The 22,652-nt window shown below is 32.3% G+C and carries 25 protein-coding genes and 1 pseudogene; 16 read left to right on the forward strand and 10 right to left on the reverse strand.

Features of this window, described 5'->3' with window-relative positions; all coding sequences use genetic code 11:
- Nucleotides 1-14 precede the first annotated feature (14 nt).
- The gene (locus DM800_RS24865; protein WP_147787846.1) at nucleotides 15-563 is read right to left on the reverse strand and encodes a hypothetical protein; all 549 of its coding nucleotides are present in this window, start codon (nucleotides 561-563) and stop codon (nucleotides 15-17) included.
- Nucleotides 564-975: 412 nt separating this feature from the next.
- Between DM800_RS24865 and DM800_RS24870 the strand changes: the two genes are divergently transcribed.
- Nucleotides 976-1,527 carry a GNAT family N-acetyltransferase gene (locus DM800_RS24870; protein ID WP_046954301.1) on the forward strand — a complete coding sequence of 184 codons (552 nt, stop codon included), beginning with the start codon at nucleotides 976-978 and terminating at the stop codon, nucleotides 1,525-1,527.
- A gap of 39 nt (nucleotides 1,528-1,566) precedes the next feature.
- Here the strand turns inward: DM800_RS24870 and DM800_RS24875 are convergent, their stop codons facing one another.
- Both DM800_RS24875 and cspD read right to left on the reverse strand, forming a co-directional pair.
- Nucleotides 1,567-1,752, reverse strand: coding sequence for a cold-shock protein (locus tag DM800_RS24875; RefSeq protein ID WP_000286202.1), 186 nt, complete (start codon nucleotides 1,750-1,752; stop codon nucleotides 1,567-1,569).
- Between the two features lie 86 nt (nucleotides 1,753-1,838).
- Nucleotides 1,839-2,042: a cold-shock protein CspD gene (gene cspD, locus DM800_RS24880; protein ID WP_000176365.1), complete on the reverse strand. Its 204-nt coding sequence runs from the start codon at nucleotides 2,040-2,042 to the stop codon at nucleotides 1,839-1,841.
- A 371-nt stretch (nucleotides 2,043-2,413) separates the two neighbouring features.
- Here cspD and DM800_RS24885 point away from each other — a divergent pair, with 371 nt between their 5' ends.
- The gene (locus tag DM800_RS24885) at nucleotides 2,414-3,310 is read left to right on the forward strand and encodes a CPBP family intramembrane glutamic endopeptidase (protein ID WP_147787847.1); all 897 of its coding nucleotides are present in this window, start codon (nucleotides 2,414-2,416) and stop codon (nucleotides 3,308-3,310) included.
- Nucleotides 3,311-3,327: 17 nt separating this feature from the next.
- The gene (locus tag DM800_RS24890) at nucleotides 3,328-3,969 is read left to right on the forward strand and encodes a DEAD/DEAH box helicase family protein (RefSeq protein WP_088063426.1); all 642 of its coding nucleotides are present in this window, start codon (nucleotides 3,328-3,330) and stop codon (nucleotides 3,967-3,969) included.
- A 36-nt stretch (nucleotides 3,970-4,005) separates the two neighbouring features.
- Here DM800_RS24890 and DM800_RS24895 read toward each other — a convergent pair whose 3' ends face one another.
- Nucleotides 4,006-4,767, reverse strand: a complete 762-nt coding sequence (locus DM800_RS24895) for an arginase family protein (protein ID WP_147787848.1) — start codon at nucleotides 4,765-4,767, stop codon at nucleotides 4,006-4,008.
- 317 nt (nucleotides 4,768-5,084) lie between these two features.
- Here DM800_RS24895 and DM800_RS24900 point away from each other — a divergent pair, with 317 nt between their 5' ends.
- Together DM800_RS24900 and DM800_RS24905 are read left to right on the forward strand one after the other, a co-directional pair.
- On the forward strand, nucleotides 5,085-5,858 hold the full coding sequence (locus tag DM800_RS24900) for an HAD family hydrolase (RefSeq protein ID WP_098049387.1): 774 nt from the start codon (nucleotides 5,085-5,087) through the stop codon (nucleotides 5,856-5,858).
- Between the two features lie 80 nt (nucleotides 5,859-5,938).
- Nucleotides 5,939-6,565, forward strand: coding sequence for a PRK06770 family protein (locus tag DM800_RS24905; RefSeq protein ID WP_116300182.1), 627 nt, complete (start codon nucleotides 5,939-5,941; stop codon nucleotides 6,563-6,565).
- A 58-nt stretch (nucleotides 6,566-6,623) separates the two neighbouring features.
- Here the strand turns inward: DM800_RS24905 and DM800_RS24910 are convergent, their stop codons facing one another.
- Entirely contained in the window at nucleotides 6,624-7,490 is an 867-nt protein-coding gene (locus DM800_RS24910; protein ID WP_147787849.1) for a LysR family transcriptional regulator, read from the reverse strand.
- A 129-nt stretch (nucleotides 7,491-7,619) separates the two neighbouring features.
- On the opposite strand from DM800_RS24910, the gene DM800_RS24915 reads away from it, so the two are divergent.
- Complete coding sequence (locus DM800_RS24915) at nucleotides 7,620-8,663, forward strand: aspartate-semialdehyde dehydrogenase (protein ID WP_098132885.1); 1,044 nt, start codon at nucleotides 7,620-7,622, stop codon at nucleotides 8,661-8,663.
- A 67-nt stretch (nucleotides 8,664-8,730) separates the two neighbouring features.
- On the opposite strand, the pseudogene DM800_RS24920 reads toward DM800_RS24915, so the two are convergent.
- Nucleotides 8,731-9,162, reverse strand: a pseudogene (locus DM800_RS24920) (hypothetical protein).
- A 286-nt stretch (nucleotides 9,163-9,448) separates the two neighbouring features.
- On the opposite strand from DM800_RS24920, the gene DM800_RS24925 reads away from it, so the two are divergent.
- Together DM800_RS24925 and DM800_RS24930 are read left to right on the forward strand one after the other, a co-directional pair.
- Nucleotides 9,449-10,555 carry a C45 family autoproteolytic acyltransferase/hydrolase gene (locus tag DM800_RS24925; protein WP_060488746.1) on the forward strand — a complete coding sequence of 369 codons (1,107 nt, stop codon included), beginning with the start codon at nucleotides 9,449-9,451 and terminating at the stop codon, nucleotides 10,553-10,555.
- Nucleotides 10,556-10,671: 116 nt separating this feature from the next.
- Nucleotides 10,672-10,884 (forward strand): hypothetical protein, encoded by a 213-nt coding sequence (locus tag DM800_RS24930; RefSeq protein WP_046955993.1) that lies wholly within the window; start codon nucleotides 10,672-10,674, stop codon nucleotides 10,882-10,884.
- A 102-nt stretch (nucleotides 10,885-10,986) separates the two neighbouring features.
- On the opposite strand, the gene DM800_RS24935 is transcribed toward DM800_RS24930, so the two are convergent.
- Complete coding sequence (locus DM800_RS24935; RefSeq protein WP_147787851.1) at nucleotides 10,987-11,889, reverse strand: LysR family transcriptional regulator; 903 nt, start codon at nucleotides 11,887-11,889, stop codon at nucleotides 10,987-10,989.
- Between the two features lie 263 nt (nucleotides 11,890-12,152).
- On the opposite strand from DM800_RS24935, the gene DM800_RS24940 reads away from it, so the two are divergent.
- The 5 genes from DM800_RS24940 to DM800_RS24960 all read left to right on the forward strand — a co-directional run bounded on the left by DM800_RS24940 (nucleotide 12,153) and on the right by DM800_RS24960 (nucleotide 18,381).
- Complete coding sequence (locus DM800_RS24940) at nucleotides 12,153-12,839, forward strand: MOSC domain-containing protein (protein WP_001045580.1); 687 nt, start codon at nucleotides 12,153-12,155, stop codon at nucleotides 12,837-12,839.
- Between the two features lie 261 nt (nucleotides 12,840-13,100).
- A complete protein-coding gene (locus tag DM800_RS24945) occupies nucleotides 13,101-13,985 on the forward strand; it encodes a GNAT family N-acetyltransferase (RefSeq protein ID WP_147787852.1) in 885 nt (294 codons plus the stop codon).
- A gap of 33 nt (nucleotides 13,986-14,018) precedes the next feature.
- Nucleotides 14,019-14,615, forward strand: a complete 597-nt coding sequence (locus DM800_RS24950; RefSeq protein ID WP_147787853.1) for a DUF1349 domain-containing protein — start codon at nucleotides 14,019-14,021, stop codon at nucleotides 14,613-14,615.
- A gap of 222 nt (nucleotides 14,616-14,837) precedes the next feature.
- Nucleotides 14,838-16,592 (forward strand): ABC transporter ATP-binding protein, encoded by a 1,755-nt coding sequence (locus DM800_RS24955; protein ID WP_147787854.1) that lies wholly within the window; start codon nucleotides 14,838-14,840, stop codon nucleotides 16,590-16,592.
- Nucleotides 16,585-18,381 (forward strand): ABC transporter ATP-binding protein, encoded by a 1,797-nt coding sequence (locus tag DM800_RS24960; RefSeq protein WP_147787855.1) that lies wholly within the window; start codon nucleotides 16,585-16,587, stop codon nucleotides 18,379-18,381. Before DM800_RS24955 ends, DM800_RS24960 begins: the two co-directional genes overlap by 8 nt.
- Before the next feature lie 107 nt (nucleotides 18,382-18,488).
- Here DM800_RS24960 and DM800_RS24965 read toward each other — a convergent pair whose 3' ends face one another.
- Nucleotides 18,489-18,749 carry a hypothetical protein gene (locus DM800_RS24965; protein ID WP_061672984.1) on the reverse strand — a complete coding sequence of 87 codons (261 nt, stop codon included), beginning with the start codon at nucleotides 18,747-18,749 and terminating at the stop codon, nucleotides 18,489-18,491.
- A 241-nt stretch (nucleotides 18,750-18,990) separates the two neighbouring features.
- Here DM800_RS24965 and DM800_RS24970 point away from each other — a divergent pair, with 241 nt between their 5' ends.
- Complete coding sequence (locus DM800_RS24970) at nucleotides 18,991-19,728, forward strand: N-acetylmuramoyl-L-alanine amidase (protein WP_098095006.1); 738 nt, start codon at nucleotides 18,991-18,993, stop codon at nucleotides 19,726-19,728.
- Nucleotides 19,729-19,956: 228 nt separating this feature from the next.
- Here the strand turns inward: DM800_RS24970 and DM800_RS24975 are convergent, their stop codons facing one another.
- The gene (locus DM800_RS24975) at nucleotides 19,957-20,541 is read right to left on the reverse strand and encodes a LysE family transporter (protein WP_147787856.1); all 585 of its coding nucleotides are present in this window, start codon (nucleotides 20,539-20,541) and stop codon (nucleotides 19,957-19,959) included.
- A gap of 59 nt (nucleotides 20,542-20,600) precedes the next feature.
- On the opposite strand from DM800_RS24975, the gene DM800_RS24980 reads away from it, so the two are divergent.
- On the forward strand, nucleotides 20,601-21,215 hold the full coding sequence (locus tag DM800_RS24980) for a helix-turn-helix domain-containing protein (protein ID WP_074651067.1): 615 nt from the start codon (nucleotides 20,601-20,603) through the stop codon (nucleotides 21,213-21,215).
- A gap of 407 nt (nucleotides 21,216-21,622) precedes the next feature.
- On the opposite strand, the gene DM800_RS24985 is transcribed toward DM800_RS24980, so the two are convergent.
- The gene (locus DM800_RS24985) at nucleotides 21,623-22,180 is read right to left on the reverse strand and encodes a BclA C-terminal domain-containing protein (protein ID WP_206703069.1); all 558 of its coding nucleotides are present in this window, start codon (nucleotides 22,178-22,180) and stop codon (nucleotides 21,623-21,625) included.
- Between the two features lie 232 nt (nucleotides 22,181-22,412).
- On the opposite strand from DM800_RS24985, the gene DM800_RS24990 reads away from it, so the two are divergent.
- On the forward strand, nucleotides 22,413-22,652 hold a 240-nt coding region (locus tag DM800_RS24990), incomplete at its 3' end, for a collagen-like triple helix repeat-containing protein (protein WP_304488578.1).

Genomic DNA, 22,652 nt, shown 5'->3' on the forward strand with positions numbered 1-22,652 from the left:
GAGGGACGTTTTATTTATTTCACTTGAATTGAAATTTTTTTATTAGTTGTATTATTCTCAGTAATCGTTAATGCTATGTTCCCAGATTCTTTAAATGAATATGATGAGAGTTGATAAAGCTCTTTTATGCCATGTTTCTCTTTTAATTTATTGGCTGGAAGTGATGTTATGTTCGGTTTCCATGTTTCCTGTTTACCCGAAGGATAGTTAACTATTATTTCTGGATTATTTAATTGCATTACTTCCCAAGAGGCAAAATGTAGTTCAACTTCTGTATCTTTCTTTAGTAATACTTCTGAGAAATATCCAAGCTCTCCGACATTACCGAAAACAGTAAAGTTTTGATTTTGTAACGTGATATCTAAATGTTTAGGTTGATAGGTTGCTGCGTGATAGATTCCATATGAAAGCGAAAGAGTGGAAGCGATTAACATGCCGATTGAAAATGTCATAAAGCTACTACCTTTAAAACTAGTCATCATGAATGAATTTGGGGTGAACTTTTTTGCAAATAAAAATATGAGTAATATGAGTAAGAGGGATAAGCCGATGAATATATACATAGAACATTTACACCTCCACAGAAAAACATAACGTTAACTACATTTTACCATAAATGTATGGATCAGGGGTGTGTTTTAGAAGGGAAAAGTGAGCACGGAATGTGATTGTATCCTTTTGTTAATGAGTAAGATACACTACTTAGAGAAACTGTTTTTTTAAGTGTAAACTGGAGACCAACAGCTCTTGGGCATTAGTTGCAAATAAATAGAGCATAAAGAGGTGATCATAGTATTTTGATCACCTCTTTATTTTTTCTAATCATGCAAAAGCAAGAAGGGTTATTTTTAGTTCGTATTGAATTAAGAGGATAAGCTTCTCTAGAAATATTTGATAAATGGGACATTGAGGACTTTCCTAATTATAAATACTTTTTCTGCTATAATGAATGAGTAGAAAGAAAGGAGTGATCCTGTGGCGTTTCCTATATTAGAAACAGAACGTTTGCGTTTAGTTGAAATAGAACAATCTTATTGTCAAAAAATATATGAAATCTTTTCATTGGATGAAGTAACGTGTTATTACGGTATGAATTCTTTTACGGAGTTTGGACAAGCTTCACGTATGATTGAATCTTTTTCAAAAAATTACTTTGAGAAAAAGGCAATACGATGGGGGATTGTATTAAAAGAAACAAATACTTTAGTGGGTACAATTGGATTAAATAATTTACAACTATGGAGTAAACGATCTGAAATTGGATATGACTTACATCCTCGTTATTGGGGGAATGGTTATGCGTCAGAAGCGGCTCGAGAAATTATTCATTATGGATTTCGAGATTTAGGCTTATTTAGAATTGGAGCTATTACATACCCTGAAAATGTTACTTCTTGTAAAATGTTATCTAAAATAGGCTTTCATAAGGAAGGGTTATTACGTGGCTATATTCATCAAGGAAATAAGCAACATGATGCACTATTGTATTCTATAGTTCGAACGGATGTAGAGGATATAAATTTATAATAAAAACCCCCTCTTATAAAAGAGGGGGGTAAGTAAAAATTAACCTATTTTAGGTAATAAACGTTCTCCGCTTTTCATGCTACTTTTACATAAAGGGCATTTAGGCTCTTCTTCAAATGAAAAATTCTTTCTCATCCATCCTAAACAATCCTCTGATTCACATTCCCAGACAGGGGTTTGTTCTGGTGGTACTTCAGCTACATCGTTCTTTCGATTGCGATACATATAACCACTCCTTTTATGTAAAAAATTTTAGTTATATATTAAAAAGGTTGTTAACCGAGCTGGTAACAACCTTTTTATTGTTTGAATTATAGCTTTACAACGTTTTTAGCTTGAGGTCCACGGTTACCGTCTTCAACTTCGAAGCTAACTTCTTGACCTTCGTCAAGAGACTTGAAGCCGTCGCCAGTGATAGCTGAGAAGTGAACGAATACGTCGTTACCGTCTGCAACTTCGATGAAACCGAAACCTTTTTCGCTGTTAAACCATTTTACTTTACCTGTTAATGTCATGGTAATGCCTCCTAAAATTTAAAAAGATTACAATATGATCGGCCTTATTTGAATGAAAAATAAAAGTTCACATATTATCAAACACCCATAAGGAGTACAAAATAATCCTGATTGATACTTGATAATATGCAAAGGAAATATAGTGTTAAATTGACCTTAATTACTATCTTACAACAAATGGTGGGAAATAGCAAGTGCTGGTAATACCAGTGAATAATCTTGGTGATAATAGTAAAACGCACAAAGTCATCTCTTTTATTTATATATTATTCCAAATTTAGGTTTATGTTAAACGGAGAACATTTTTATTGAAAGTTTGTATTATGGAAACGATATATAGTATTAATATATTTGTTATGGAGGCGAGAATATTGCAATTTACTCAATTTAAAATAATTGAAGCAGCTAAAGAAGGAAGAAAAAAAGTTCATCCAATATTCGCTGTTATACTTGCAATTGTATTTTTAACTTTAGGTGAATTGTTCATGTTATTTATGTTGTTTTTACCGAAAGCAGAAACACTTTTAATGAAGGCAATTTATAGTGATATTGAGATGATATTGACGTTTGGCGGAGCTGTATTTTTTGTTTTTTTATGGGTTAGATTTGTAGAGAAAAGATCAATTTCATCCATTGGTTTTTGGAGAAAACAGTGGATAAGAAAATATTTGAGAGGTGCATTAATAGGTTTTGTTTTCATTTCAATACCAGTAATGCTACTTTTATTTACAGGAAATGTACAACTACAAATGCAACAAATTACGCCAACCGCTATAATTGGAATTGTGGGATCTTTAGTTGCTTTTTTAATACAAGGTGCAACAGAAGAAATTGTTGTTCGAGGTTGGTTATTTCCAGTCCTTTCTGTTAGAAGCCGTATATGGATTGGGATTGTTGTAACTTCTTTTTTATTTGGTTTTCTTCATTTACTAAATCCAGGTATTACAATTCTTTCAATATCGAATATAATATTAGTTGGTGTATTTGCAGCTTTTTACGCTTTAAAGGACAGTAGTCTTTGGGGGATATGCGCGTGGCATTCGTTGTGGAATTGGGCACAGTTTAATATTTATGGTTTTGCAGTAAGTGGAATGGCAATGTATTCTACACCACTTTTTAAACCTGTAACAAAAGGATCGGAAGTCCTTCATGGGGGCTCGTTCGGTATTGAGGGGAGTATCATTACAACAATCATGCTTTCTATTGTTTCAATTGTTTTATGGAGACAGTTATGGGGAAAAAATGCAAAGCAAAGAGATTTAAGTTAATGAAAGTGGGAGAAACTATGGGGATTATAGCGTTTGAGGGAGCAAGTGCGGTTGGTAAGAGTAGCACGTGTCGTGAGTTAGAAAAAAATTATGGTGCGTACATTATACCTGAAGTGAATGTATTATTTGAAAGACCAAAAAACGAACATAGAACATGGTATTTTGAAAAACAAGTAGAGCGCTGGAAAATAGCAGCGCAGAAATCAGAGCAATATGAATTAGTAATACTTGATGGCGACATTTATCAACCACTTAGTTATAATTGGTGTTTCCATTTTGATATATTTAATCAGCCGTTATCTTTAATAGAAAACTTTTATAAAGAAAAGCTGATACATAGGGAAATTGGTTTTCCCGATCAATATTTTTATTTATATACGAATGATGAAGAACTTAGAAAACGGAAAGAATCTGACGAGACAAAAAGAAGAAGAAACTTTGAAAAACATTTACATATATCAAAATCGTTTCAACGTTATTATGAAAATTTAAATGCTGTTACAGACGGATATTGCAAAATGATTGATGCGAAAAGTGTAAAATCGAATGAATTAGAAATTGTGAAAAGTTTAAATAGTTTAAATGTGTGTGAAGAGAGACGTTTTGATGTTTCGAGGTTAGATGCGATTACGAAGTGGTTAAAAGAACATCGTGCATAAAAACAACGAGTGCCTTATAAGGTACTCGTTGTTTTTTTATGTATTATATATTGATTTTAAAATTTGTAAGTTTGCTTTTTCATTTTTCTTAATAGCATTTGCATATTTAGCTAGAAAGAGCTGAGAAGGATAAACCGGTAGTTCACCACAAATATCGATACCATAAACATTTTTATTCCTAATAAGAGAATGTAAACATTTTAATAGTGTAGAAAGTTTCATATGTCCTTGATCCCAATTTGTAATAGTTACTTTTGAATCTAAAACATCTTTATCAATGCTTACATATATAGTATCTGTATGAATATGCGAAAGTATCGTATGTGTAGATACTTCATAAGTTGTATCTATCGGGAATACTTCTACGCATGAATAATCATTAGAATGAATGGTTAAAGAAGAAGGTCCGATAATAATTACTTTCTTTAATTTTGGGTTATTTTGAAGTGCGAACGATACCCATGACCCGCAAGAAATAAGAGTATGTTCATTTTCTTCTGTTAAGTTCATGTCAGTGTGATGATCAAATAAAATAAGGCTAAATGGTTCATCTATTTCTTTTAGTAGCAAATAAGATACATAATGATAATTTCCAGAACCGATAAAGGTGATTCCTCTTTGCTTTCTACGATATAACTCCCGTTTTATACGCTTTAAAGAAGGAATCTCGCAATACAGGTTTGTGTGCTCTAAATGACTAAAATCAATATCTTCATGTGAATAAGAATGAAGTTTATTTTGTAATAAATATGTATCGTCAAAGTTTAAAAAAGTTAAACCGCTATACAATAAACTCATATTTATTCATCTCCTTAATATGTAGACTAGCATATAATTTTATAAAATTAAAACGAAATGCTTAGAGATGGATCTGCATTTGAAAAAGATGGATATTTTGACAGAATAATCTTTCAATTGATAAAGAAAAGAAATATAATATAAGGAAATATATATATGTGTTTCAGGAAATAGAGATTATGTAATAAATGAAAATGAGACTTGAAATGGAACTGAGAAAAAAGTAGGTAAAGGTTAACTACCCGCAAAAGTTCAGTTGATTCAACGAATAATTAATGTTTCGAGTTATTATTTGTGAAAGGAGAATAAATGCAAGTATGAAAAAGATTATTATTTCAGATCTTGATGGGACTTTATTAAGAAGTGATAAGACAATTTCAGAGAAATCTATAAATATTTTAAGGGAATGTAAAAATAATGGAGACGAATTGATTTTTGCTACAGCAAGGCCTCCAAGAGCTATAAAACAGTATATTCCCAATGTGTTAAAGAGTGAGATTATCATTTGTTATAATGGGGCTTTAGTTCTTAAAGGTAATGATATTTTATATGAAATGAAGATTTCTAAAAATAACATTTTAGAAATTATAGAAATAGCAAAGAAGTATAATCTTCATCAGATTTGTCTTGAAATAGATGATAAGTTGTATTCGAATTTTGATGTTACTGATTATTTTGGTAATGTACCATGTGAAATTATGGATGTAAGAGATTTAGACTTTGAAAAAGCTTCTAAAGCAATTATTTGTACTAAGGGCTCAATAAACAAGGAATTCGTTAAAGAATTGCCTGATGAGTGTAAGGCAGTTATTACAGATGACGGAACATTATGCCAAATTATGCATGCAGAAGTTTCAAAATGGAATAGTATTCAATATGTTCTACAACACTTAAATCGAGAAGTCTCTGAAGTAATTGCCTTTGGAGATGATTACAATGATATGGAAATGATAGAGAAGTGTGGGATTGGTGTAGCAATGAACAATGCTGTTGAGGAATTAAAGTCAGTTGCTAAATTTATTGCTAAAAGTAACGATGAGGATGGAGTTGCTACATTTCTAGAAAATAAAAGTTCTGTTTATGTTAATTAGTATGAAAAAATAAATTGCAGCAAGCTACAAAAAAAGAGATGTTGCATCTGTTTTTGATAAATAGATAGTATGAATGGGATATGTGGGAGGAAACAAGCAAGATGAAAACATTTTTTAAAATAATAGGTATTTTAGCTGGTATGGCGGTAATCGGCGTAGGTGTAACATATGGTATGCTGTATTATCTAAATAATAGTAAACCAGCTGCGAAAAAGGCATCACCAGCTGCTCCGGCAGCAGAAGTACTAGCTGATAGTAATGTAAAAGCTGAAGATGCAAAGCTTTTAGAAAATGGCAATCATTCATTACCAAATAGCGGTTTTAATAAAAATTTTAAATGGACAGATGAGAACATACAGACAGCATTACATGAAATGGCACATCAAAAAACGAAAGCTGATCAAAAGTGGGGCTATATTTTTATCACACAAGAACGAATTGAAAGTTTACTTGATATTGTAAAGAGTAATGATCTAGTACAAGGAAATACATATGCAGATATTTTAGAGAGATGGAAACAAGGGAAATATGAAAAGATGGACGCAGATCACAACAAGATTTGGAAATTACAAAGCGGGAATTTAGGCGAAGGAAAAGGAGTAATGTCAGAAGCGGAACAAAAAGAGTTAATTAATCAATTGTTTATGCAAAAAGGTACATATTCAGGTAGTAAATTAATTGCAGATGGGGGACAGACTAATAAATAAGATAATATTGGAAGAGAGTAAGTGCTTATTAGGCAGTTACTCTTTTTTTGTGCACCTTTTAGTCTCGCTCTAGTAAGGAAAGAAACGATTGTAAAACGGGTGAAATCCATCTAGATTTATGATAGATTACATGGCTTTGAATAACTGTTGAAGTTTCGATAGGCTGAAAACAGAGTTGTTCTTTTTGACAACTTTCTTGTACAACAATGTAAGGAAGAATTGAAATTCCTAACTCACACATCACAGATTGTTTAATTACTTCAACGTTGGAAGTTTCAAATGTTTTAGCTGGAATATTTCCGCTTTGACGTAAAAACCGATCTACCATCGGTCTATAGCCGCAGCTTTGTTCTGTAAAGATAAATTGAGTATCATTTAGTAAACAAAATGGATTAGAGTGTGTAGAGTAATGGGGAGGTAAAATCCATCCAAATGCTTCATTACAAAAAGTACGCGTAATAAAATCATTATGTTCCATACTTTCTCCAATTATGAAAATAACATCTGTTTCTCCTTCACGTAGCTTATTCATTGCTTGTTCGTTTGTAGTTGTTTCCAGTATGATATTTACTTTCGGATTCTCCTGTTTGTATATACGTAATAATTGTGGTAATCGGTACACTGCTAATGATTCGTTAGATGTAATCGTTAAAGTTCCCTCTAAATCATCACTATTTTGAGGGATTTCTTGCGCTTTTTCATAAATAGCTAGTAATTCTAGAGCATAAGGATGAAATTGATGACCTGCTTTTGTAAGAAGTACTTTTTTCCCTAATCGATCGAATAGAGGGAGACGTAAATCGTTTTCTAATGCTTTCATATGCGCTGTTACAGTAGATTGCGCATAACCTAACGCATGAGCAGCTTTAGAAAAACTACCATACTTAACGATGGCACAAAATGTTTTAACATGTCTCATTTCCATAAGCTATCCCTCTTTTATTATCATGATTTGTGAATGATTATATCACGTATTTCAATTTTCCAAATGATTAAATTCTTTATAAAATGAAATTATAGAAATATTCATTTAAGTTATATTGGAGGAGAAATGATGATCAAAAAGGGCTATCATGTAGCTGTAGTTGGTGCTACAGGTGCAGTAGGACAGAAAATTATTGAACTGTTAGAAAAAGAAACTAAATTTAATATAGTTGAAGTTACATTGCTTTCGTCAAAACGATCCGCTGGCAAGTTAGTGCAATTTAAAGGACGAGAGATAATGATACAAGAGGCAAAAGCAACTAGCTTTGAAGGTGTAGATATTGCCTTTTTTAGCGCTGGAGGAGAAGTGTCTAGACAATTTGTTAATCACGCAGTCACTAGTGGTGCCATCGTAATTGATAACACAAGTGAATACCGAATGGCGCACGATGTACCACTCGTTGTTCCAGAAGTAAATGCGCACACTTTAAAGGAGCATAACGGTATCATAGCAGTTCCGAATTGTTCAGCATTACAGATGGTGACGGCACTTCAACCAATTCGAAAAGTATTCGGATTGGAACGAATTATTGTTTCCACATACCAAGCTGTGTCAGGTTCAGGAATTCATGCGATTCATGAATTAAAAGAACAGGCAAAGTCAATGCTTGAAGGTGAAGAGGTTAAGAGTACTATACTGCCAGCGAAAAAAGATAAAAAACACTATCCGATTGCGTTTAATGTATTGCCTCAAGTAGATATATTTACAGATAATGATTTTACATTTGAAGAAGTAAAAATGATTCAAGAAACGAAGAAAATTTTGGAGGACCAAAACTTGAAAATGGCAGCTACTTGTGTGCGTGTTCCGGTCGTATCCGGGCACTCAGAATCGGTTTATATAGAACTTGAAAAAGAAGCAACTGTTACAGAAATAAGAGAAGTGTTGCTGGATGCACCAGGTGTTGTACTGCAAGATAATCCTAGTGAACAGCTGTACCCAATGCCATTATATGCAGAAGGGAAAATAGATACATTTGTCGGGAGAATTAGAAAAGACCCTGATACACCAAAAGGATTCCATCTTTGGATTGTTTCCGATAATTTATTAAAAGGGGCCGCTTGGAACTCGGTTCAAATTGCAGAAACGTTGGTGGAGGAAGGGATTATTTAGTATAGAATTACACAAGTACTATAAGAACTAGGAAACTATAGATTCCTAGTTCTTACTTTTGTGAGATTTAATATAAATTAGTTTTTATAGTGTTTTTGTAAATATCTACTTTATTCGCGGAAAATATTAACGTTTTATGTTCCTCATTAATATTAAGATTTATATGAATCGTTAAAGGTAGTTCAAGTTTTTTTACTACATCTTCAATAGCAATATACTTATCTTCACTTTCGTTATAGTAAACTACAGACCTAATTAATACCACTTCATTTTCTAGATCAATTTCACACATCATAGGGGATTTTTCACCATTATGTAAGAGTAATTCGCCTAATACTATTGAACCGTTTAGCTCTTCTGTAAAATTAGCGGTTAATGCAGGTTTTACCCATGTTTCATCAGATTCTTCATTTTCTTCTTCATCTAGTGCCCATTCTCATATTGGGTTTTGTTTCAAATCCTCAATCGTTAATTCATCTATTGGTTTGCAAATGTTCATAAATATGTCCTCCTTTTGTACTGTTAAATCAGTTTTTTTATCACAAAAATTAGTTGATTACTTATAAGTGGATTCAATATGGAATTTTGCTCATTTAATATCAAACTATTTTATTTTAAAGCGAAGCTATTACGTTAATATTAACAAGGGGCTAGTATTCTATCAAATAATTATTAGAAGCGATTTTAAAACGAGAGGGCGTTAAGGGAGGATAGTAAAAAACATCAAGAATGAATAAAATTCATTTGGTATGATATGGATAAATTAGATGTAAGGGGGGATTTAGATGTACCAAGTAAAGGGGTACTTTTCATCATTAAAAGGAAGTCATTATGATATTGGAAAGCAACAAGGAGAGTTTGTGAAAAATCATCCGTATCTCATTCCACAATTTATACAGCAAGAACATTTAGTATCAGATAATTATTGGACAGAATCTAGAAATATATTAAATCAATATTGTCCAGGAATTAATGAAGAAATTGAAGGGTTTTGTGAAGTGTTGAAAATTCCTGCTAGAAATCTGATGTATTATTATCAAACACTATTAAAAGCAGGATGTAGTCATTGTGTCGTATTACCTAAAAAGACAGATTCAAAGCACACATATGTATTAAGAAATTATGATTTGTCACCAAAAATAGATGATATGCGTTTTTGCTCAACACATGTTGAAGGTGCATATGTGCATAGTGGCTTTTCTACTTTTTATTTCGGTCGAACAGAAGGAGTTAACGAGCATGGGTTATCTGTTACATTTTCAGCATGTGGTCAACCAGTAGGGAATATTGAAGGCTTACGAAAGCCAGTGTTAAGTGGTTTACAATGCTTTGCGGTAATTCGAGTATTATTGGAGAAATGTAAAAATGTGCAGGAGGCGATATCAATAGTTGATGAAATGCCAATTGCAAGTAATATTAATCTAATTGTAGCAGATCCTTTAGACGCAGCACGTATTGAAATATTTGACGGTTTTAAATCAATAACCACAATTGATGAGGAAAACCAAGATTTTATCGTATCAACAAATCATGCAATTAGTTTATCTGTTCAAAAATTGAATAATAGAAGATTAGAACAATCTACAAACAGATATTACACATTGTATGAACATTTAAATCGAAATGAACAAGTGAGCATGGATTCTTTAAAAGAATTAGTAGAAAGAGAGTATCCTACTGGGCTGACAGTACATAATTATGAAGAATGGTTTGGAACTTTACATTCTGTCTTATTTGATTTGCATAATCGTACAATGAATATTTGCTTCGGATCTCCACTATTCAACGACTGGTACTCATTGAAAGTTGGAGGAAGTCTTTCATTTTCTCAGGTAAATGTGAAATTTAATAATAAAACGTATACTGACTTTTGGAGAGAAGAACGCTATTAATTGATTCAAGAAGAATAAATGAGATAAAATGGTAATAGTAAGGTGTATGTACGGGAGGGATTGCCATTGCTAAAAGTAATGTACCGATTGTTCTTATCTTATTTGTTGCCGTTTCAATGTATATTACTTATGAAAAAAGAAAAAAAGCAGGGGTAAAAGGATTGAAGAGTGCGTTAACTTCAATTTGTTTCTTTACACTAGCAATCTTAAATTTGCTTGCATATTGGTTTAACTTTGGCGGTATTTTTATTTGGTTAATTTCAATTGTTTTATTACTAGTCGGGGCATATTTTACGAAATATATTCCAATATCTAAAAAGGTACATTGAAATTTATTTGAGTTTAAAAGTTATGTTGTATTTTGTTTTGAAAAGAGATTATTCTACTAGAGCGTTGTGAAACGGTTTTATAGGATAATCTCTTTTGTTCGTTTAGCTTTGTAAAGAACGTACTGTTCTTTTTAGTTGCTCAATAAACTCTCGAGTTGCAGCACACATATATTTATCTTTTCTATAAATAAGGCCAATTTCTATTGTAGGAGTAGGATTTTCTATTTTAATAGCTCGAATGTTTTTATTTTGTAAAAAGTCTATATACGGTTTTGGTAACACTGTAATTCCCATTCCTTTTGAAACCATTTGGATTAAAGATTCCATCGTACTAATTTCTAAAATTGGTTTTGGTTTAAAGTTAAATTTTTGACAATGAGATGTAATTAATTCGGTTAAAAAGAAATTTTTAGGTAAAAGAATTAAAGGGTAGTTCTGTAATTCAGCAATAGATACACGCTTACGTTCAGCTATTCGATGACCAGTTGGAACGACTAATGTAAGTTCACTTTTGTATAGAGGGATAGAAATAATCTCCTTATCTTGCACCGGGAGAAATGTAATGCCAATATCTAGTTCGTTTTGTAATAATTTTTCACGAATATCTCCTGTACGAAGCCCTAATACAGAAAGCTCTATATTGGGATATGAATGATTAAAATTTAATATAGCTGGTGGTAGTAAATAATTTACGACGGTTAACAAAGAGCCTATTGTTAAGGAACCTTGCTGTAATCCGTTTAAGTCTTGAATAGCGGAACGAGCTTGTTCAACTTCATGAAAAATGGTTTTACTATGTAATAATAAAATCCTTCCTGCGTCAGTTAAAGATATTTTTTTACCAATGCGATCGAAAAGCGGCAGTCCTATTTCATGTTCTAATGCACGTATTTGCTGACTTAGAGAAGGTTGTGAAATATTTAGTTTCTCAGCTGCTTTTGTGAAATGCAATTCTTTTGAAACAGCTAAAAAATATTCAAGTTGTCTTAATTCGATTGGAATCACCTCAAGTTTAATGATAGGTTATACCTATCATTATTATATAAATAATTGGATTGAACAATGATTTTGTTGAGCTTATAATCACTTTATTAGAGAGGGATTGAAAAGTTTTTGAAGTAAGGATAGATAAGTATCGGAGCAAGGATATTTGAGTGGTTATTACATTTGCTGACCTTTTGTCATTTTAAATGAAAAATAGACAGAGAGTTTGAAAGTATAAATTAATCTATTGAAAAATTGCGGGGTAAGTAAGAGGAGCGTTTAAGATGAATAAAGTATATGAGGTACTATCTTTAAATATAGGGTTACCAAAAGAGGTTACATACGGCGGAAAGGTAATTCATACAGGTATAAATAAGAAGCAAGTAAGGGAACCGGTGTTTTTATCCTTTTTAAAATTTAATGGAGATGGGCAAGCGGACTTAGTTCATCATGGTGGAGTAGATAAAGCAGTTTGTGTGTATTCTGGAGAACATTATAGATACTGGGAAAAAGAGTTGAATCAAGCCCTTGTATATGGAGCATTCGGAGAAAATATAACAATTAATTGTCTGTGTGAAGAGGATGTTTGTATTGGTGATACATTTCAAATTGGAGAAGCAATTGTACAAGTAACACAGCCAAGACAACCTTGTTTTAAATTAGCTAAGAAATACAATATTCCAAAGTTACCACTTTATTTTCAAGAAACAGGATATACAGGATTTTATTTTCGTGTATTAAAAGAAGGATGGGTATCACCTGTTGATACGTTAAAGTTAATAAAGTCTGATCCAAAAGGTGTTACAGTAGCATTTGCTAATCGTATTATGCATAAGGAAAAACAAAATATGGAAGGGTTAAAAAGGATCTTAGAAGTACATGCACTTTCTACAAGTTGGAGAAATACATTTGAAAAGCGAATGAGAGGAGAAGAAATTAATACGAGGGAGAGGCTAGAAGGAAAAAAATAATAAAAAATATTTTTTTATAAATGGTGCATTTCTATGAGTAAAAACGAAGTAGAAAGCACTATTTTTATATAATAAACTTATTAATATTCAAAAATCTTAATATTGTTTTATTCGACTTATTTTCGAATAGTCAAAACATAAAATTAATTAGACTCTTTTTTTATATTTTATGATAGTATATTGATTGGTAAGACCTATTACATTAAGAGCAGGTTATATAACTAAATCTAATTTGATGGAATTAACGTATGGAGGGACAACATGGGGAATGTTGAAATTTTTGAAAAATTTCTTTTAGAAGAACCAAAAAGAGAGCAGTTACTTCCTTTATTTGAAGAAGTGTTTGGAATTACAATTCAAACATTGAATGATTTTTCAGAGAGAGGTTATTGGGATGATACATACAAAGCTTTATCATTTTTACATGACGATAAAGCGATTGCAAATGTTGCGGTATTTTCGCTACCATTGCTAGTAAATGGTGAAAGAATAAATGCAGCCGGCATTCAAACGGTAATGACTCACCCTGATTTTCGTAGACAAGGACTCATGACACAATTAATAAGTAAAATGATAGAAGAAATTGATAAGAAATGTGAATGTACATTATTATTTACGGAAAAACCTGAACTATATGCATCATTTGGGTTTAAAGTTGTGCAGGAGTATTTGATGACTATTCTATATGATAAAAAGAATAATAATGACTCCTTACTTAGAAAATTAGATTATTATATGGAAGAGGATAGAAAGTTAATACATGAAACTATTGATAGTAGCCAAAGACTTTCAAATAATTTTTCAACATTAAACTTCCGTCCTTCGTTTTATTTGAATATGTATGATTCGGGATGGAATGAGAAATTGTATTATTCAGAGAAACTAGATGCTCTAATTGTGTATGAAGTAGATAATGAAAAGTTGAAATTATATGGAGTATTTGCACCAGTAATTCCAGTTTTAGATGAAATATGCGGAGAAATGGCTGAAAGATTTACAGAAATCGAATTTTACTTCTCACCAGATCAATTAGGGATTGAGGATGTACAATTTACAGAATTACAGTCTGATAAGTATTTAATGGTTCGAAGTAATAAACAGTTAGATTTTAAAGGTTATAAATTCCCTGTATTAGCGGAGTTTTAAATGTTTGTATAAAGGCTTTATTATGGAGGAACTATGAATATATCGTATATACCTAAACATGTTGAGCAGCTCACTATAATGAATGTCCCTGAATATTATAAAATTAATGACAACCGGTCGTTTATTGTCCGTTCGAAAGCAGAAACAGATTTCTGGCTTAAAACACATTATGGTTTTGAAGTAATGAATGGTCATGTATTTTATAATGAAATGATGACAGACTTTCAAGCTGAAGTTCAATTGTGTATGGATCCAAATTCAAAATACGATCAAGTAGGTCTTTTTGTTATGATTTCGGAAAAGTGTTGGTTGAAAACTTCATTAGAGTATATTCCAGATGGCCCTTCTCATTTAGGAGCTGTCGTAACGAATAATGGATATTCTGATTGGTCAACACAAGACTTTCCAACAGAATTAGCTACCCAACAACTTCATTTTCGAATTGTTCGTAAACGTGGCGATTATATAATATATGTAAAAAATAGCTGTCAATGGGAACAAATAAGAATTGCTCATTTGATGGAGGATATAGGGAATGCGCCTGTTAAAATAGGTTTTTACACGTGTAGTCCTTCTAAAAACAATGGATTTGAGACTGAGTTTTTAGATTTTACAATTGAAGAGATATAGATGAAAAACCGTATTCTTTCTACTTAAGAATACGGTTTTTCTATTTGCGTAATATAAAGCACATTTATTGACCGGAAAGTCATTAATGCTTATCATTTAATAATGTTAAATATTAATTTGCATAATATAATAGAAGTACTGGAAAAATCAAAAATTATATGGCTTAAGTAAGGAGGGTATGAATTATTAAATGGTAATTTCATAGGAAAAAGGAGATTAAGTATGAAATCATTTCGCAAATTATTACATTATTTAAAACCATACATGTTCTTCGCGATTATTGGACCACTATTTATGGTACTTGAGGTTGCGATGGACTTAATTCAACCGACTATTATGCAACATATTATTGATGTAGGGATAGCAAATCGTGATTTGAATTATGTAATAAAAATGGGGCTTCTTATGATAGGAGCTGCAGCACTCGGTTTAGTTGGAGGACTTGGGTGTATGATGTATTCTACAAAAGCAGCTGTTAATTTCGCTACAGACATACGAAAAGATGTATTTGCGAAAGTAGAAACATTTTCTAGTGAAAATCGTGATTCATTTGGAACTGGGAAATTATTAACGATTGTGACAAATGATATTACTTCTATTCAATCAGCGATGACGATGACATTACGTGTACTTGTTCGTGGTCCTTTGTTATTTATCGGAAGTATAATAATTGTTTTTGTAACAGCACGCGAGTTATTTCCTATATTACTTGTGGTTGTTCCAATTTTATTACTTGCGATTATATTCATTGCAAGTAAAGCGAGCGGAACGTTCAAAAAAGTGCAAGAAGCATTAGATAAAGTGAATACAAAGCTACAAGAAAATTTATCTGGAGTACGTGTTATTAAAGCGTATGTAAGACAAAAATATGAAATTACTCAGTTTGGAAATGTTAATACAAATTTAACGAAGATAAATATTCGAGCGGTGCAGCTTATTTCCATAATGATGCCAATCATTATGTTAGTTGTAAGCGGCGGGATTGTCGCAACATTATGGATTGGTGGAGAAAAAGTATTTGATGGAACGCTTCAAGTAGGAGCTATTTTAGCGTTTATAAACTATTTGAATATTATTTTAATGTCACTTATGTCTATAAGTATGGTATTTATGCAAATCGCGCGAGCATTTCCATCTGCGGATCGTGTACAGCAAGTTTTAAATACTGAGGTTGATATTACGACGGAAACAAATGCGGTTGCACCTAAGCAAATCGAGGGACAAATTGACTTTAAAAATGTTAGTTATAGTTACACGAAAAATAATGAATATGTTTTAAAAGATATTTCATTTAACATATGTAAAGGTGAAAAAGTAGGAATTATCGGTTCTACAGGAAGTGGTAAATCTACTTTAGCAAAACTGTTACCGCGTTTATACGATGTTGATCAAGGGGAAGTATGCATTGATGGAATAAATGTTAGAGCATACGATTTACAAAAACTTCGTGCTTCAATCGGGTTTGTACCTCAAAAGGCATTATTGTTTTCAGGTAGCATAGAAGGGAACTTACGTTATGGTAAAGAAGATGCAACGAATGACGAACTGGAAGTAGCGGCTTCATCAGCTTGTGCGACTGAGTTTATTAACAAGTTGGAAGATTCATATCAATATCATTTAACACAAGGGGCGACGAATTTATCAGGTGGACAAAAACAACGTGTATCAATTGCAAGGGCACTTGTGAGAAAGCCATCCATTCTTATATTAGATGATTCTACATCAGCAGTTGATGCGAAATCAGAATCTAACATTCAATCGGCATTAAGAACAGAATATAAAGGAACAACAACATTATTAATCGCCTCTAAAATCTCATCTATAATAGACGCTGATAAAATTCTCGTTTTAGATAACGGTGAATTAGTTGGTGATGGTACACATGAAGAATTGTTAGAACAATGTGAGGTATATCAAGAAATTTATCTTTCCCAAGGTGGCAATTTACATAAAGAAGGTGGGAAAGAACATGCGTAATTTTCAAGGGCAATTTGCTAATAAAGGTGGGCGTAACGCGCCTAAAATGGGTGAAGCTAGAAACACAAAAGGAACTGTATTACGAGTATGGAACTATATGGGGTATCAAAAGGCTGCTCTTACGTTCGTTATATTTTTAGTATTTGTTACGACGTTACTTGGGTTATTAGGTCCTTATTTAATGGGAGTAATTATAGATCAATATATTGTACCGAAAGATTTAAACGGTACGGCGAGAATGTGTTTGTTACTTATTGCGATTTACGGTGTAACAGTATTGTTAACTTGGCTACAAACATTTGTCATGGTTAACGTTGCATTAAAAACGATACAAAAAATACGACAAGATATTTTTGAGAAAATCCAAACGCTTTCTTTACGGTTCTTTGATGTACGTTCTCAAGGGGATTTAATGAGCCGTGTTACAAATGATATAGATAATTTGAATCAAGCGTTGACGCAAAGTGTTGTACAAATTATTTCATCAGCATTAACCTTTATAGGTGTAACGATTGCGATGTTCGCATTAGATTGGATTTTAGCGATTGTTACTTTAATTACAGTACCTATTATGTTTTTCGTTACAAAAAAACTAGTTACTTATAGTGGTAAAAACTTTGTAAAGCGTCAACGAGATTTAGGAGAATTAAATGGTTTTATTGAGGAAGCTATAATAGGAGCGGATGTTACAACGTTATATGGGAAAGAAAAAGAAACCGTACAAACTTTCAATAAAATTAATGAACAATTAAGAGTTTCAGCTACGAAGGCGGATACATTTTCAGCTTTTATTTTTCCAAGTATGAACTTTATAAATAACTTAGGTATGGGGCTTGTAATTGGGGCTGGTTCAGTTATGGTTTTAAATGGAATGACAACAGTAGGTGTCATTGCGGCTTTTATTAATTATTCTCGTCAATTCTCAAGACCACTAAGTCAATTCGCCACTTTAATGAATACAATTCAAGCGGCAGTTGCTGGTGGAGAACGTGTCTTTGAAATTATGGATGAAGTACCAGAAATTCAAAATAAAAAAGATGCATGCATTGTACAAAATTTACAAGGGCATGTTGCACTCGAGAATGTTTCATTTTGTTATGAGGAAAATAAAACGATTTTAAAAGAAGTGAGTCTTAAGGCACAGCCAGGGGAGACAATTGCTTTAGTTGGTCCAACTGGATCGGGCAAAACAACAATCATTAATTTGCTAACTCGCTTTTACGATATACAGCAAGGGCAAATTCATATCGATGGAAAAGATATAAAAGATTATGATATTAATTCGTTGCGGAGTAAAATAGGAGTAGTTTTACAAGATACGTACTTATTTGCTGGGACGATTATGGATAATATTCGTTATGGTCGATTAGATGCTAGTGATGATGAAGTAATCAATGCAGCTAAGGCAGCATCTGCACATTCTTTTATTAAACATTTACCGAATCAATATGAAACAAAAATTGCTTCAGAAGGATCGAATTTAAGTCAAGGACAAAAACAACTTCTTGCGATTGCGCGGGCGATTTTAGCAGATGCAGATATATTAATTCTCGACGAAGCAACATCAAATATTGATACGAGAACAGAATTGCAAATTCAAGAAGGACTAAATAATTTAATGAAAGGTCGAACAAGTTTTGTAATCGCTCATCGACTGAAAACGATTGAGAAAGCAGATCAAATCCTTGTTATAAAAGATGGAAGTATTTTGGAAAGAGGGAATCATGAATCTCTTATGGAAGATAGAGGGTTTTACTTTGATTTGTATACGAGTCAGTTTAAAATTTAATAAAAACTTTAATAAGGTGCGGTTTCTCCAGGAAGGAGCAACCGCATTTTTATATTTGTAAAGATAATTAAAAATATAGAGTTGGATTTTTTAAGATACATGAATTGTTAGCAAAAACTAGCAACTTCAGTGACAGGTGGAAGAAATAATTTACGTGGTATTGTAATAATCTCAAGAGCCATCTGAGCTGAATAGAGAAGTATTGGAGTTAATTCTAAAGCGTGAGTTAATAATAATATAAAGCTTGTTAGGATTGCAAAGCTCCCCCAAAAGAAACTTTTTGAAATGTTACGGAAATCTTTTATTAAGGAAAAGAAAGAAACAAATGCTGTAACAAAGAGAATCAAAAATTTATATTTATCAGCCATTAAACCCCTCCTAAAGAACAGTAGCTTATATTATAACGTATTTTTATATATTATAATAAAAAGATTTTTAAATAAATAGTTTTTATTTATGAGTCCTTTGTTTTAGAAAATAGATAATCTAGAATTAAAAATTTAAAAATAGATTAGTGCCCTTATTATTGTTTGCTGGAGCTTTACTGGATATTTGACCGGACAATAAGACGAGCTTTGAATATATTAATAAAAAAGGGGATGTTGAACAATGGCTAGATATAGTTTACATGGAGGTCACAATAGTATTGTACAGGGTGCAAATTATGGGAATCGGAAAGAACATATTATGGATCGCCAAGTTAAGGATGCAGTTGTTGCTAAATTAAGAGCATTAGGGCATACAGTTTATGATGATACTGATGAAGTAGGGACAACACAAGCGCAAAATTTAAATAACATTGTATCTAAAACAAACTCACATGATGTAGACTTAGTAGTTTCATTTCATTTAAACTCATATGATACGAATGCTAATGGTGTTGAAGTATTGTATTATGACCAACAAGCTTTATCAGCAAAGATAGCAGCGCAACTTTCAAAAGATATTGGCTGGTCAAATCGTGGCGCGAAGGAGCGAAAAGACCTTTATGTATTAGCGAATACGAAAGCACCTGCAATCTTAATTGAACTTGGATTTATCGATAATGAAGCAGATATGTCAAAATGGAATCCAGATAAGATTGCAAATTCAATTGTTTATGCGTTAACGGGGCAATCTGGTGGGACAACTCCGCCATCGAAAAAAAATATCATTCAATCAGGAGCTTTTTCACCGCATGAAACCCCCGATGTAATGGGAGCATTAACGTCACTAAAAATGACAGCTAACTTCATCTTACAATCGGATGGTCTAACATATTTTATCTCTGAACCAACGTCAGATGCGCAACTTAAAGGAATGACGGATTACCTTGATCGTAAAGGCTGGTGGTATGAAGTTAAGTAAAGATTTTAGTTTAGTGGAACAGAATATTTAAAAATCAATAGTCAAAAAAGAGGATTACTTATAATGAGTAATCCTCTTTTTATTTTATCTCGTATGAATAAGAGTAGATATAGAAGATTACCGCCTTAAAACTAAATAAGTAATGCATGTAAGCGGGAGGTTCATTTGGTATATCAGCTATATTTGTAAATCATACTTTTAAACAGAAATAAAATTTAGAGTTTGAATTTAATTGATTACAATTGAAAAAGCACTAAAAACTAATAAAACGGCCATAATGATGTTAAAAGATTTAGTATATTTTAATAAAAGTTTTTGGAACATGGAACCAAATAAGCTCCAACTAAATGTACTCATTAACCCGACTACACCTAGAAATAATGAGAAGAGTAGAAAACTTGAATATGAATTATAGTAAGGGAGAATAAAAGTTGACACTACAGTCAGGCCGAATAGTATCCCTTTAGGGTTAACAAACTGAAGAAAAATCCCCACTGTAAATAAGTTTTTATTATGTTTTTCATCGGAATCTGTACTAGTTTTACTAGTGAGTATTTTAAAAGCTAAATATAGCATATATGCTACACCTAAAATTTTTAAAGGGAATTCGATTATGGGTAGGATATTAATTAGTACAATATTAAAGAAGCTACATAAGGAAGTGAGGATGAAAAACCCGAAAGCTACTCCAAAACAAAATTGCATACTCCTTTTTAAACCATGTTGATTAGCGTATGTCATAGCTAAAAAATTGTTAGGACCGGGTGTGAAGCTACTTATAAAAACAAATAACAAAAAAGAAAATATAGGCATTTCAAAACCCCCTAATTATTTAGTGTGTGTTATAATGACCGAAAAGAACAATATAACGTGTGCTCTTTATTATACATAACGGTCGTTATATTGTATATAGTGTAGGGGTGTTTCTTATGGAAGAAATTCAACTTATTTTGGCGAAAAATTTAAAAACAATACGAGAGAAAGAAAAAATGAGTTTGGAAAAGGTCTCGCAATTAACAGGTGTGAGTAAAACGATGATTGGACAAATTGAACGAGGGGAGTCAAGTCCAACATTAACAACGATATGGAAAATTGCTAATGGTTTGAAAGTGTCTTTTACTTCTTTAATCAATAATCCGCAACCAGATACGAAAGTTGTTTTACGAAATGATGTTCAAGTATTATCAGAAGACAATGGGAGATATAAAGTGTATCCTTCTTTTCCTTTTCAAGATGATAGGAACTTTGAAATCTATACGGTTGAAATTGAAACAGAAGGAAAATTAAGTTCGGAAGGCCATAAAGAGGGGACCGAAGAATTTATAACGGTGTTTGAAGGGAAATTGATAATTGAAATAAATGATTGTCAATATACATTAAATAGCGGAGATGCAATTCGCTTTAAGGCGGATAGACCGCACTCTTATCATAATTCTGGAAGTACGCTAACTCGGTTAAGTATGACCATTTATTATCCAGCTGCATAAACTTACACTTGCATCAAGAATATAAAGAAATGTGTGTTGATAAACCATCTATAAGAGATGGTTTTATTTTTTAAAATTCATAAAAAAAGACACTCGTTTGAGTGTCGACATAGTATTGCTCTCGCGTATAGGATTGGAGTATGTTTCTCAAATACGTTTTGAGATGGTTCGCATTTTGGGAAACTGTCTTCTTATTCAATGTAACATTGGCAGGAAGAAGTGTAAATTGATAATGTATATACGGAAAATTTAGTATAGATGGTTATTACTATGAGTATAGTACAAATTGTTTTTATTGCTTAATCACTGTCGTGAAATTATTGAAATATTATTAGCTTTAGGAATGACGTAATAGTTACTACTTTAGCAGCTAAGAATGTTTATTATAAAAAAGAATGAATCATTTATTAATCGATTCGTATAATTGTTAAAGAGGCACCTGTTGAACCACCTCCAACTAAATTAACTATGGATAATACGCCGAATATTTGAAGGGAAATTGTATTACCAGCAATTAAATTGGTTATTAAATTATTATTATAGTTTGAAGTTGATATTGCGGGTGAAAAAATAGATCCGGGAAGTGGAGTCGAAGAGTTTAATAGTAGCCTTGTACCAGCAAGTAGAGAAGTTGTTGTATTAATTTGATAGGTTAAATAATATCTTCCAGTAACAGGAATTGTATATATATCATTTGTAGCGTTCACTGTAAAATTACCGAGACTTTGGTTATTAGAAAGTGGAATATTAGTTCCACCTAATATGACTGAGATGGGACCACCTAATGTATTATTAGCGAACATAGAGTTTGTTGTAATAATGGGTCCAGTAATGCCTGTGGGTCCAGTAATACCTGTGGGTCCAGTAATGCCTGTAGGACCGGTATTACCTGTGGGCCCAGTAGGACCTGTCAGTCTGTATGGAAGAATAATTTCAAGAGCCAGTGATAATAGTTCTTTTTTCATTTTTATCTTGAATATAAATCACCTCATTTTTAAATTAGAACGTAACCGATTTAGTATTTTGAAATGGAACTATCATTTTATTATATTAATACTACTAGTTATAGCAACGGTAAAAAGTTTACTATATGTAAAAATCATTTGAGAATGAAAAAAGTAGTTATGAAATTCTTCTAAAATGATAGATGTATTATTTTGTTAAGTAGTAAACAAAAATGTGGAACGAGGTATTAAAGTGAAGCGAGAAAATAAATTATCAATAAATAAAGCTATGATAGAACCTGAAAACATTGGACCTACGTTTCCAGTTCTTCCCCCAATTTATAGTCCAACGGGCTTAACGGGAATGACCGGTGCGACAGGTCCAACTGGTTTAACAGGATCACCGGGAGTAACAGGTCCAACCGGTTTAAAGGGATCACCGGGAGTAACAGGTGCGACTGGTTTAACGGGAACACCAGGAGTAACAGGCCCG

Origin of the sequence: Bacillus sp. AY18-3 (assembly GCF_008042305.1) — a bacterium.
Classification (GTDB): Bacteria; Bacillota; Bacilli; order Bacillales; family Bacillaceae_G; genus Bacillus_A; species Bacillus_A wiedmannii.